The 12892-nt window shown below is 41.7% G+C and carries 12 protein-coding genes; 3 read left to right on the forward strand and 9 right to left on the reverse strand.

Going from position 1 to position 12892, the window contains the following annotated elements; translation table 11 throughout:
* Positions 1-147: 147 nt before the first annotated feature.
* Entirely contained in the window at positions 148-1029 is an 882-nt protein-coding gene (locus tag ACYU0V_RS17810) for a LysR family transcriptional regulator (RefSeq protein WP_032010330.1), read from the forward strand.
* A 62-nt stretch (positions 1030-1091) separates the two neighbouring features.
* Here the strand turns inward: ACYU0V_RS17810 and ACYU0V_RS17815 are convergent, their stop codons facing one another.
* From ACYU0V_RS17815 to ACYU0V_RS17835, 5 genes are all read right to left on the reverse strand, one after another.
* Entirely contained in the window at positions 1092-2516 is a 1425-nt protein-coding gene (locus tag ACYU0V_RS17815) for an amino acid permease (protein ID WP_081409944.1), read from the reverse strand.
* A gap of 378 nt (positions 2517-2894) precedes the next feature.
* A complete protein-coding gene (locus ACYU0V_RS17820; protein ID WP_004705996.1) occupies positions 2895-4334 on the reverse strand; it encodes an amino acid permease in 1440 nt (479 codons plus the stop codon).
* A 162-nt stretch (positions 4335-4496) separates the two neighbouring features.
* Positions 4497-4856 (reverse strand): RidA family protein, encoded by a 360-nt coding sequence (locus ACYU0V_RS17825; protein ID WP_049064657.1) that lies wholly within the window; start codon positions 4854-4856, stop codon positions 4497-4499.
* A gap of 10 nt (positions 4857-4866) precedes the next feature.
* On the reverse strand, positions 4867-5970 hold the full coding sequence (gene alr, locus ACYU0V_RS17830; protein WP_461848479.1) for an alanine racemase: 1104 nt from the start codon (positions 5968-5970) through the stop codon (positions 4867-4869).
* Between the two features lie 20 nt (positions 5971-5990).
* On the reverse strand, positions 5991-7256 hold the full coding sequence (locus ACYU0V_RS17835) for a D-amino acid dehydrogenase (RefSeq protein ID WP_461848481.1): 1266 nt from the start codon (positions 7254-7256) through the stop codon (positions 5991-5993).
* A gap of 136 nt (positions 7257-7392) precedes the next feature.
* On the opposite strand from ACYU0V_RS17835, the gene ACYU0V_RS17840 reads away from it, so the two are divergent.
* A complete protein-coding gene (locus ACYU0V_RS17840; protein WP_005804788.1) occupies positions 7393-7860 on the forward strand; it encodes an Lrp/AsnC ligand binding domain-containing protein in 468 nt (155 codons plus the stop codon).
* A gap of 39 nt (positions 7861-7899) precedes the next feature.
* Here ACYU0V_RS17840 and ACYU0V_RS17845 read toward each other — a convergent pair whose 3' ends face one another.
* Positions 7900-9045, reverse strand: coding sequence for a DUF1624 domain-containing protein (locus tag ACYU0V_RS17845; RefSeq protein WP_461848483.1), 1146 nt, complete (start codon positions 9043-9045; stop codon positions 7900-7902).
* A 74-nt stretch (positions 9046-9119) separates the two neighbouring features.
* Between ACYU0V_RS17845 and ACYU0V_RS17850 the strand changes: the two genes are divergently transcribed.
* Positions 9120-11219: a TonB-dependent receptor gene (locus tag ACYU0V_RS17850; RefSeq protein WP_461848485.1), complete on the forward strand. Its 2100-nt coding sequence runs from the start codon at positions 9120-9122 to the stop codon at positions 11217-11219.
* A 43-nt stretch (positions 11220-11262) separates the two neighbouring features.
* On the opposite strand, the gene ACYU0V_RS17855 is transcribed toward ACYU0V_RS17850, so the two are convergent.
* The 3 genes from ACYU0V_RS17855 to ACYU0V_RS17865 all read right to left on the reverse strand — a co-directional run bounded on the left by ACYU0V_RS17855 (position 11263) and on the right by ACYU0V_RS17865 (position 12842).
* Complete coding sequence (locus ACYU0V_RS17855) at positions 11263-11643, reverse strand: nuclear transport factor 2 family protein (protein ID WP_461848487.1); 381 nt, start codon at positions 11641-11643, stop codon at positions 11263-11265.
* Between the two features lie 25 nt (positions 11644-11668).
* Positions 11669-12049: a ribonuclease E inhibitor RraB gene (locus ACYU0V_RS17860; RefSeq protein ID WP_004706008.1), complete on the reverse strand. Its 381-nt coding sequence runs from the start codon at positions 12047-12049 to the stop codon at positions 11669-11671.
* A gap of 127 nt (positions 12050-12176) precedes the next feature.
* A complete protein-coding gene (locus ACYU0V_RS17865; RefSeq protein WP_461848489.1) occupies positions 12177-12842 on the reverse strand; it encodes an RluA family pseudouridine synthase in 666 nt (221 codons plus the stop codon).
* Between the last annotated feature and the right edge of the window lie 50 nt (positions 12843-12892).

Genomic DNA, 12892 nt, shown 5'->3' on the forward strand with positions numbered 1-12892 from the left:
ATTTTTATTGTGTTCAGTTATTAGAAAATACTGATCTATGTATTTTCTTTATTCAGGTTTCATTTGAGACTAACAAAGAAAGCTTTGACCACCAACGCAAATTCATGCACGATTGTTGTGCAAATATGCACAGGGACAATAACAAAAATGAAAGTGGATTGGGATCATCTACAGTTTTTTCTGGTTTTAGCTCGCACTAAAACCTTAACCAATGCTGCACGTATTATTGGTGTCGAGCATAGTACGGTGGCTAGACGAATTCAGGCTCTAGAACTTGCTTTGGGTACAACGTTGTTTAAACGTGAAGCAACAGGCTATGAGCTGACACTCGAAGGCATGGCACTGGTTCCTCGAGTTGAGCAAATGGAACAGGCCTTCTTACAAATTGAAAAACCACATCAACCTTTGCAAGGTCGTGTGCGAATTGGCACACCTGAAGGTTTTGGAACTGCGTTTTTAGCTCGTTTACTGGCTGAGTTCTCCATTCAATACCCACTGCTCACCATCGATCTGATTCCAGTGCCAAAAATGATTAAGCTCTCACACCGTGAAGCGGACATTGTCGTGTCGATTGAGCGCCCAACCTCGGGGCCTTATATCATTACTCGCTTGTCAGACTACTGCTTAAAAATTTATGGCAGCCAAAACTATCTAGCGCAAAACCCACCGATTCGCGGTTTAGAAGATTTAACTCAGCATCGCTTTGTAAATTATATTGATGATCTGGTGTATAGCCCTGAGCTGTACTGTTTAGAGCGGTTACCTTTGAAACTCAATGCTAACTTCCGTAGCAGCAGTATTTTGGCCCAGCAAATTGCGGTCAGTGCGGGTGCAGGGCTTGCGATTTTGCCCAAGTTTCTAGCAGACGATAAACCTGAACTCGAAGAAGTATTAGAGCAGCAAGTTCGTTTCACGCATACCTTCTGGATGCTGACCTTTGTTGATTTACAGCACGAACCGCGCATTAAACTCGTCTGGGATTATTTACGTAAACAAGCCGATAAATATCAACACTTACTGGTTGATTAGACATCTCAATAAAAAAGCCAATCAATCATGATTGGCTTTTTGGGTAAATCGAGAAAGGATAATTAAAAGACTTCTCGGCCTAGTTTTTTCATACGCGGTTTATAGAATGCATAGTAGGTTACGCTTAAAACTACTAACCATACTGGGCTAACGTAGAGTGCTTTCAATGTATCTGGCTCTAGTGCCAAAATCACTAAAGTAAACAAGAAGAATGCAATGACAACATACGCCATCAACACCCCACCTGGCATTTTAAAGGTTGATGCTGCGTGAAGCTCAGGACTCAACTTACGGTAACGTAAATAGCATGCCATGATCAGAAGCCATACACTAATAAAGAGAATCACACAGAGTGAACTTGCCAAAGTAAATGCTTCCATGGTGTTTGGAACAAAGTACTGAAGCACTGCCCCGCCCATAATGAAAATACATGAGAAGATTAAACCATTTGAAGGTACGGCACGTTTTGATAAACGTCCCAATGCACTTGGCGCCTGACCATCTTTCGATAAACCGAACAGCATACGACTGGTTGAAAACACACCACTGTTCATTGAAGACATCACTGAAGACAGCACCACCAAGTTCATGATGATGGCTGAAACAGGAATACCCGCATTTAAGAACAACTCAACAAATGGGCTTTTATCTGCACGAATGTGATCCCAAGGTGTTACTGACATCACCACAAAGAGTGCCAACACATAGAATAGAATAATACGTACAGGAATCGCGTTAATTGCCTTTGGTAGATTTTTCTCTGGATCTTTGGTTTCAGCAGCTGTTGTACCAATCAGCTCAACACCAATAAAGGCAAATACGGCGATCTGGAATCCTGCCAAAAATCCGCTTACGCCTTTTGGAAATATGCCGCCATGCGACCACACATTACTTACACTCACAACCTCACCATGCGGAGCTTGAAAATGAGTAAGGAGCATATAACCACCGACTCCAATCAGGCCAATAATGGCCAAGATCTTAATGAGTGCGAACCAAAATTCAACTTCACCAAACAACTTCACCGTAAGAAGGTTAAGCCCTAAAATGAATAGTACACAGCCTGTACTAATCATGGCTTGTTGCATTGGTGAGAAACTGGCGCCTTCAGGCAGCCAGAAACTTAAATAGTTAATGACCGCAGACAAGTCAGCAATACCGACCAGTACCCAGCCTAACCAATAAGTCCAGCCTATATAATAGCCAGCCCATGGTCCGATCAAATCATAAGCCATATCGACAAATGATTTGTAATGTAAGTTGGCAAGTAATAGTTCACCCAATGCACGCATCAGAAAAAAGAACATGCCACCAATTATCATGTAAATCACGAGGATTGAAGGACCTGCGAGGGAGATGGTTTTGCCCGAGCCCATGAATAGGCCCGTTCCAATTGCACCGCCAATTGCAATCATTTGTAAGTGGCGATTATTTAATTTCCGTTGTAAATGATCAGGGGAGCTTGCCTCATCGGGATGATGAACCATTGTCATATTAGAAGTCCTTTTTATATTTTGCTTAACTTAAAATCAGCAACCTATAGGGAGAAAAACGAACCGTATATCGTGGGTTGCTGAGTCTATACCTCAGGACAAGATGTTCAAGTATATTTTTTCCTTAATTGATAAATCGTTTGTCCTGTTTTTTTAAGTCACATTATTTATGTACTGCCTTCACGGCAATTTTAATTAACATATCTGGATTTTCCAGATTAGCCGGAGTGTAGCATGTGGTAATACAAGATGTCGCTTTTCTACCCCCCTCTAAACTGTGCTATTGATTCAAAAATAAACAACATTATTCCGATAAAAAAACTGATGAAAATAAAAAAAGCCAATCATGATTGATTGGCTTTTTAATAAAACTTAATGATCGTTAACGAGTTCACGTCCTAGCTTTTTCATACGTGGTTTGTACAACATATGATAGGTAACACCTAAAATGACTAGCCATACTGGACTGACATACAGAGCTTTTAAAGTATCTGGCTCTAGCGCCAAGATAACCAAAGTAAAAAGCATAAATGCCAAAACCACATAACTCATCCAAACGCCACCCGGCATTTTGAAAGTCGATTTTTCATGTAATTCAGGACGTAATTTACGATAGCGTAAATAGCACACCATAATGAGACTCCAGACACTAATGAATAGAATCACACACAGTGAACTTGCTAAAGTAAATGCTTCCATGGTGTTTGGAACAAAGTACTGAAGCACTGCCCCACCCATAATGAAAATACATGAGAAAATCAAACCATTTGAAGGTACAGCACGTTTTGATAAACGCCCAAATGCACCCGGTGCCTGACCGTCTTTTGATAAACCGAACAGCATACGACTGGTTGAAAACACACCGCTGTTCATTGAAGACATCACTGAAGACAGTACCACCAAGTTCATGATGATGGCTGAAACAGGAATACCCGCATTTAAGAATAACTCAACAAACGGGCTTTTATCTGCACGAATGTGATCCCACGGGGTTACTGACATCACAATAAATAGCGCCAACACATAGAACAGAATAATACGTACCGGAATCGCATTAATTGCTTTAGGCAAGTTTTTCTGTGGATCTTTGGTTTCGGCAGCCGTTGTACCTACGAGTTCCACCCCGACAAAAGCAAATACAGCAATCTGGAATCCTGCCAAGAAGCCTTCTGTACCTTTCGGGAATAAACCACCATGTGACCAGACATTACTAATGCTTGCAACAGCACCTTGAGGAGCTTGGAAATGACTGAAAATCATATAGCCACCCACTCCGATCAGGCCAATAATGGCCAAAATCTTAATGAGTGCAAACCAAAATTCAATTTCACCAAATAGGCGTACTGTTAGGAGGTTAAGGCCCATCACAAATAATACGCAGCCTGCACTAATCATGGCTTGTTGTGTTGGAGAGAAGCTTGCTCCATCGGGCAACCAGAAGCTCAAATAGTTAATGACTGCTGAAAGATCCGCAATACCGACCAGCACCCAGCCCAACCAATAAGTCCAACCCAAATAGTAACCCGCCCAAGGACCAATCAGGTCATGAGCCATATCAACAAAAGATTTGTAATGCAGATTTGCAAGGAGTAACTCACCCATTGCACGCATTAAGAAAAAGAACATGCCTCCAATAATCATATAGATCAAAAGGATTGAAGGACCTGCGAGGGAGATTGTTTTACCCGAGCCCATAAATAGGCCGGTTCCAATTGCACCGCCAATAGCAATCAGTTGTAAATGACGGTTAGACAGTTTTCGTTGCAGATGATCAGGAGAATTTTCTGCATCTGAATGACGAGCCGTTGTCATATTAAAATTCCTTTTTGAATTCCTTTGTTAAGATCAGCAACCTATGGCGAAAATCGAACCGTATGCCATAGGTCACTGAATCTGTTCACCAAAAAATGACTGGATAAACCGTATCTATCTTCCTTCTGTTAGATACATCATCATTTTTGGAGTAAAAACGAATTACTTTTGTGCTGCCGTCACGGCAATTTCAATTAACCAATTTGGATTGACCAAATCGGCCTGAATTGTGGCACGCGATGGCGCAACACACCCTTTTAACCAGTCAACCCAAATTGCATTTACGGTTGAAAAGTCAGAAAGATTTTTTAAATAGAGCTGCGCAGAAAGCAAGCGAGATTTATCGGTATCAGCAAGTGCCAAAAGTTCATCAATCGTTGCAAGAATTTCACGAGTTTGGCCTGCCACGTCTTGCTCGGTATTTTTAGGTACCTGACCTGACAAATAAACCACTTTGTTAAAAACAGTCACGGCGCTCATGACTTCGTTAGTGTTAATCTTTTGTATATCTGAATTAGACATTCGGATTTCCTTATACCTGATTAATAAATTGAACACGGGCAGTGACGGCACACATCAGTTCATAACCCACCGTACCGGATGAAACTGCGACATCATCAATAGGTAAAACGACGCCTGTACTTGATTGGCCCCAGAGCACGACTTCACTGCCGACTTTGGCACTGTCAATGCCCGTTAAATCGACTGCCAACATATCCATGCTGACGCGGCCAATTGTACGAGTGCGGACAGAGTCCACTAAAACAGGTGTGCCTGTTGGTGAAATACGCTGATAACCATCGGCATAGCCGCAAGCCACAATCCCAATCGTCATGGATTGCTCTGCCACAAAGTTTGAGCCATAACCGACGCTTTCATTCGGTTCTAAATGCTGAACAGAAATAATTTCACTGCGTAAGCTCATGGTCGGTTGTAAGCCCCAATCCGCAATACTATGCGTCGGGTAGTCTGGCGAGCTGCCATAGAGCATGATGCCGCTACGTGCATAATCTGATTTGAGCTGGTCTTGATAGCGCAAAATTGCCGCACTATTACTTACCGACCTTTCACCCGGTAAATCTTTTACAATTTCTTCAAAGGCAGTAATTTGATAATCAATGCCTTGCTGGCCGAAACGATCGCCATCTGCATCTGAAAAATGCATCATGTGCGTAATCTTGGACACATTTGCCAAGTTATTTAAACGTTCCCATGCCTGAACATAGTGCTGTGGTTTAAAACCAAGACGGTTCATACCACTGTTCATTTTTAGGCAAACATCAAATTGAGCCGGATAAGGATGCTTTTCTACCCACTCAATTTGCGCTTCACTATGAATGGTGAAACTGAGTTGATACTGCACACAATCAAATAAGTCTTGAGGAGAAAAAACTCCTTCGAGCAACAAAATTGGACCTGTCCAACCTAAAGCGCGAATTCGTTTTGCTTCATCAAGATCAAGTAAGGCAAAGCCATCTGCTGCTTTAAATGCTTCATAAACACGTTCAATTCCGTGTCCATAAGCATTGGCTTTTACAACGGCAAAGACCTTACTGTTTGGCATAGCCTTGCGTACCACCGCCAAGTTATTTTGTAAGGCTTGACGGTGGATGACTGCGGTAATAGGACGAGGCATGATTAATTTCCTAACGTCCGTTATGCAGCATGTGCGTGTGAATAACGCTGAATTGAAAGACCATCGGTACTGATATCAGTCTTATGATTCAATACGATGTCACTGATTAATTTTCCTGAACCACACGCCATGGTCCAGCCTAAAGTACCGTGACCTGTATTCAAGAACAGATTTTTAAAGCGAGTCGCACCAATAATTGGGGTACTGTCTGGAGTCATTGGACGTAGACCCGTCCAGAAAGAAGCCTGTGCCATATCACCGCCCGGGAACAAGTCCTGAGTCACCATTTGCAAGGTTGCACGGCGGTCTTCGTTTAGACCTAAATTGAAACCGCTTAACTCTGCCATTCCACCTACGCGAATACGTTGGTCAAAACGAGTAATCGCAATTTTGTAGGTTTCATCAAGCACTGTAGATTGTGGAGCAAAAGCTGGGTCAACAATAGGAATCGTCAACGAGTAACCTTTGACAGGATATACAGGTAACTGTAGATCAAGTGGTTTCAAGAAATCACGTGAATAACTACCAAACGCTAGTACATAACGATCTGCGGTTAAGACCTTACCATTGACCTGAACGCCCTTAATTTGATCGCCTTCAACAATCAATTTTTCTACGTTCTGATTAAACTGGAAGTTAACACCTAACTCTTTAGCAATTTGAGCTAAAGCATTGGTAAATAAATAACAGTCGCCTGTTTCGTCATTTGGTAAATGTAAACCACCAACGAGTTTATCTTGTGCATTTGCCAACGCTGGTTCTACACGACCAAGTTCGTTGCCATTTAATAATTCGTAGCTTACGCCGCACTCTTGTAGCACGCTAATGTCGCGTTGAACCGCTTCCATTTGCGCGTCTTTACGGAATAACTGCAACGTACCTTTAGCGCGGTTTTCGTAATTAATGCCTGTATCTTTTCTAAGTTCACGTAAGCAATCACGGCTGTATTCAGCCACACGCATCATACGTTCTTTGTTCACAGCATAACTTTGTGGATTACAGTTTTTTAGCATTTGCGCCATCCACTGTAACTGCCACATGCTGCCATCTAAATTAATCGCAAGCGGTGCGTGATGTTGGAACATCCACTTCACAGCTTTAAAAGGGATTCCTGGTGCTGCCCAAGGGGTCGAATACCCTGGCGAAATTTGACCTGCATTACCAAAGCTTGTTTCTTCAGCAGGACCTGACTGACGGTCAAGAACAGTGACCTCAGCTCCTTGTTGAGCTAGATAATAGGCACTTGCCACTCCAATAACGCCGCTACCTAAAACAATTACGCGCATTTCCATTCCCTCACGCACACCAGTTTATTTAACTAGTATATTTCTGCTTCAATAGTTTATTTCACTGTTTTTCAGGCTATAATCTAGGTAAATTTATGTTTTTCTCACGAGAATTTTAAAAAAAGAGGAAATATCTATGCGCCCCTTAGATCGTATAGATCGCATGATTCTGGATATTTTGCAGCGCGAAGGACGAATTGCGATTAGTGAATTGGCATCGAGAGTTAACCTGTCGACCACCCCCTGTTCGGAGCGTGTAAAACGCCTAGAACGCGATGGCATTATCATGGGTTATTACGCTCGGTTAAACCCAGCCTTTGTGGACCGTAACCTGCTTGTCTTTTTAGAAATTAAGTTATCTGCCAAATCAGGCGATGTGTTTGATCAGGTAGCCAGAGACTTAGTCGAAATTCCTGAAGTGCTTGAATGTCACCTTATTTCAGGCGAATTTGACTACCTCGTAAAAGCGCGTTTAAAAGAAATGAGTGCATATCGTCGCTTATTAGGAGATCTACTAAAGAAACTCCCCGCTTCAGCATCGTCACACAGTTATGTGGTCATGGAAGAAGTCAAAGAAACTCTGTATCTAGATGTGAGTAAATAAAGCGAGCATTCTTGAACTCGCTTTACTCACGTTTGAAAATTAGAAATATTTTAAAATCGAGATATGCTTGTTTTGATGTTTGAACTTCGAGAACCATTTAACTGCTGGATAGAGTGCAAAAGACAGTACAATCGTGATTAGCCACAGCATCCATACATGGCCGACCGACAAATAGCTCCCATAGTTAGCTCCCCATATACTGAGTGCAAATACATACATCAGTTTCAGCACATATAAATGCAGTAAATAAAAGAACATCGGCACCGAGCCAAACACGACCAATGGTTTTAGAAATGAGTATTGCTGCATACGTTCAAAAGCGGTCAGTACAATTAGTCCGATCCCAACATTTAGCAAAATAAACAATAAAGACGGCGGATACTTGGTGAGGTTAAAAAAGCTCATAAGGCTCAGTTGTAATGACTCAAAATACTGCCACGGCTGGTCACCATAGACGTTGATTAAACGCAATAAAACAAATAGCCCAATACTTGCTAAACCAAGGCTGAGTAAAGCACGGCCTCTTTGCTTTGCTGTATATTTTGAACTAAACAACTGACCTAAAACGTAGCCTAATAAAATTACCCCAATCCAAGGTAAAACAGGGTAACTTGTGCGAAGCTTGATACCCGCAAACTCAAGCCAGCCACGTTCATGTAAAACGAACCATATATTCTGTAGGATGCCTTGTGAGAAGTGCACAGAATCTAGCAGGTTGTGCCCAAAAATAATCACCAACGCTACACCCGCAAGAACTGGTAAAGGCAAACTTACACAGCACGCTAGCACCACCATGCTAATGCCGATCGCCCAAATTACCTGTAAGTAAATGACTTGGGGTGGAAAGGTTGCTGTCCATGCAAAATTCACAAGGGTAAGCTCTAACACAATTAAAAATAAGCCGCGTTTTAATAGAAAGGCACGCGTTTGTTGTAAGTCCTGTTTTTTTGATTGAAATAAAAATGCAGAAATACCCGTTAAAAGTACAAAAACCGGAGCGCAAATATGTGCCAATAATCGACTGCCAAATAATGCTGGTTCTGTTACTGTTACGTCCATTGGATCGGTAACCTGTTTATGTAAATAGAAAGTTTCCCTGACATGGTCGAGCAACATAATGATGATCACCAAACCACGCAATGCATCAATCGACTGTAAACGTTCAATATTCTTTTCTAAAGACATAGCAGTAATCAACAAAATAATGTAACGTTATACTATTACATTATAGTTCTTTTGTCTTTCATGGCTGATTATTTATGCAACACAAATTAGGATTGTTGTCTTCGTTGGGTCTATCATTTATATCGACATTCACTTGGGCAGAAGAAACGTCAACGGTACTTGAGACCATACGCGTTCAGGCTGAAAGTACCCAAGAAGGTGTGAGTCAAAATAGCTCGGCGACTAAATTTTCTCACGATGTTTTAGACGTACCTTTTAACCGTGCTTATGTTTCAAAACAAATGATGGAACAACAAGACGTTCAACGGATTGATGACGCATTAAGCTTGGTGAGCGGGGTTTTTCATCAAAACAGTTTTGGTGGCGGCTTTTGGGATAACTACTCTTTCCGTGGTTTTAGTACTGATCCCAATTTAGGTGCATCTATGATCCGTAACGGTTTGAGTGTCAACCGAGGGATTAATGCGCCAAAAGATGTCGTAAATATTGAATCTTTAGAGTTTTTAAAAGGGCCAATGGCTGCGCTATATGGCCGCGGCGAAACAGGTGGTTTGCTGAACCTCAACAGTAAAAAACCGCAGTGGCAAAGCGAAAGTGAACTTAACCTACGTGCCAATACCCAAGAACAATATCGAATAAGCCTGGAACACACGGCGCCTATTAACGATGAACTGGCCTATCGTGTAGCAGTGGCTCATGAAGATAATCAAAGCTTCCGTGATCATGTCAGTAGTGAACGCTGGTTCTTTTCACCGCAGCTCACATGGAAAATTTCAGACCAAACACAACTCGACTTTGATAGTGAATTTACAGAGCATAAAGGAACCTTTGACCGTGGTGTCAGCACCGTCAATCACCAGTTTGTGATGGACCCGAAAACCTTTACAGGTGAACCTGACGACGGCGATTTGAAAATAAAAGATTACTTTTACCAATTACGTCTGAGTCACGAATTTAACCCTGACTGGAAGCTAAATAGTGCTGTCAGTTATAAAGATGCCAAAATGGTCGGCTTTGCAACCGAACCTCGTCGTATGCAAGCCGATGGCCGTACTTTAGAGCGTCAACGTCGCTATCGTGATTATACAAGTCAAGATGTTCTGGCTCAGACAGAGTTACTTGGCAAGGTTGATACTTCGTGGGCGCGCCATGAAATTTTGCTTTCAACCGAGCTTGGTCAACTCGACTATAAACAATATCAACTGCGTCGAAACCATGATTCAAACTCTCCCACTACAGTGAATACTATTGATATTTACCAACCTGAATATGGTAAATATTTACCGAACTTAGCTCCATTTACCAACACTAAAGAGCGCCAACGCTATTTTGCACTGAATGTACAAGACCAGATCTTTTTTAATGATCAGTGGAGTGTGCTAGTTGGCAACCGTTTTGATCAGGTCGAGCAAGATTTTAAAAATCATATAAAACAGACCGAGGACAACCAGACACTTCATCAAAATAGTCCGCGTTTCGGAGTAAATTTCAAAGCCTCTGATCAGTGGGCGTTTTATACAAACTATGGCCGCTCATTTGCCATGAATAGTGGTATGAACCGAAATGGTCAGACTTTTGCCCCTGAAAAAGGCGAAAGCTACGAGGTAGGCACCAAATATAAAGTGAATGACCAAAGTGTACTGAGTGTTGCTCTGTTTAAAATGAAAAAACAGAATGTGCTGACAACCGATCCCATCGACAAAGACCTTCAAACTGCAGCAGGCGAAGTGAGTAGTAAAGGAATTGAGTTTGACTTAAATAGCCAAATCACTGACCGCTGGTTCGTCAATGCCAACTATAGCTATACCGATGCTCAAATTGAAAAAGACCAAGACTTGCCAAAAGGTGCCCGTCTGAGCAATGTGCCAAAACACCAAGGTGCTGTAAGTACCAATTATGAGTTTCTACAAGAAGGCTCAACAAAAGCAGGTGTAGGTGCCAACCTTACTTATGTGGGCGAACGTAGCGGACATAACCTTGATAATGGCTTTAATTTACCAAGCTATACCCTCGTGAACTTAAATGCTTACTATGCCCCATCTGACCGCTTACGCTATCAACTGAACGTAAACAATTTATTTGATAAAACTTACTATGTTTCAAGCTATAGCGATTTGTGGGTTCAACCGGGTGAGCCACTGAATGCTTCAATCTCCGCACAGTGGAAGTTTTAATTCATCTATAAAATAAAAAGCCCGAATTATTTCGGGCTTTTTATTAGAACATGCCATTTTCATTCACAAGCGGTTCAGGCTGCATTTGCCCGATATCCCAAAGCTCAGCAATTTTTCCATTTTCAAAACGACAAATATGAACCACAGCCAAAATGGTAGGTTTGTCATTCATTTGCATTTCAAGTTTCGAATGTACGGCAACCAAAGTCCCATCTTCAATGACATGTTGGACATCAAAGACTTTATTGGGATTTTCAGCCGCGCTTTCACGCATACCTTCCTTCAACGAAGTTGCATCACCCGCATAATAAGGGTTGTGATGCTTGAAGTTAGGCGCAGTGTAATTGCTGTAGGCTTCATCAACTTCGCCTGCTGCAGCAAGTTCTAAAAACCGTACCGCAATTTGTTTTTGAGATAAGTTCATGAGTATCTCCTACTCTTTTTAGACCTTATTGTAAGAGGTCGTCTTCTTCACTTTCTTCCTCAAAGACATAGGCCATACAGCCCCATCCGTCATATTCGCCCTGAAATTTTTCAGCGATGCTGGCAAACCATTGCTCTAAGTCAACAATGTCTGAATACTCAGGTTCCATATTCACGAAGATGGTGATCACCCACTCGTTTGGCTCAACAGAGTCATCTTGGAAAAGTGAAACTTTTTGTTCTTGGTAAAGTAAATAGAGTGCACATTGCTCTGCATTTTTTTGATCTTGAAATGCAATAGAAAATTCAATTTCATGCAGCTCGGTTAAATCATCCCCATCTTCAGCCATTTGCCAAAGTACATTGCCGTTATCGTCATCTGGAAATTGTTCGTAGTCACGAGTCATAAAGTGATCCTTGTTGTTGTCGCAGTATTAATATTATTCGGACTTAGAATACCCGACTTTTATTGCAGTTTGGGTATATATTCCGTTCCCAATTGCACCAAATTGAATTTTTAATTGTATATAAATTTTAAAAAGGCACTTGCGATTCAATGACCACATCTGTTCCTTTCAATGGATGCTGAAAAGCCAAATATGCGGCATGTAAGGCCATACGGTTTAAGTGAAAACGTTTAGGCTCAGGGTGATATAACTTGTCCCCCATAATCGGATGTCCTATATGCATCATGTGGACACGTAACTGATGTGAACGCCCTGTTACAGGTTCAAGTAACACTCGACTTTGATCTGTTTTTTCATCATAAACCAACGGTTGAAACAAGGTTTTAGCATGTTTGCCTAATTCAAAATGTACAATTTGTCTTGGGCGATTTTCCCAGTCAGTAATGAGCGGAACTTCTACGCTGCCCTCTTGTGTGACTTGGCCTTGCACCAAAGCAATATAATGCTTTTTAACTGTTCTGGCCTGAAACATTTTACTTACCGCTACTTCTGCATCGCGATGCTTGGCAAATATGAGTAAGCCTGATGTCGCCATATCTAAACGATGTGTGACCTTCGCTAAAGGGAATTTTTCTAACACCCGTAAATAAGCACTGTCATGATGCTCTGGTAAACGGCCCATGACCGACAACAAACCCGCAGGTTTATCAACCACAATTAAATCGTCATCTTCAAATAAAATTGAAAGCGGATCTTGTGGTGGAGCGTAAACAAAGTTGTCGTTTAAAGGCATGGTCGTAGAAACAGCAATGGAGCATGGCGGCAAATCATAAAGAAATTTCG

This window comes from Acinetobacter sp. X9, assembly GCF_054889255.1.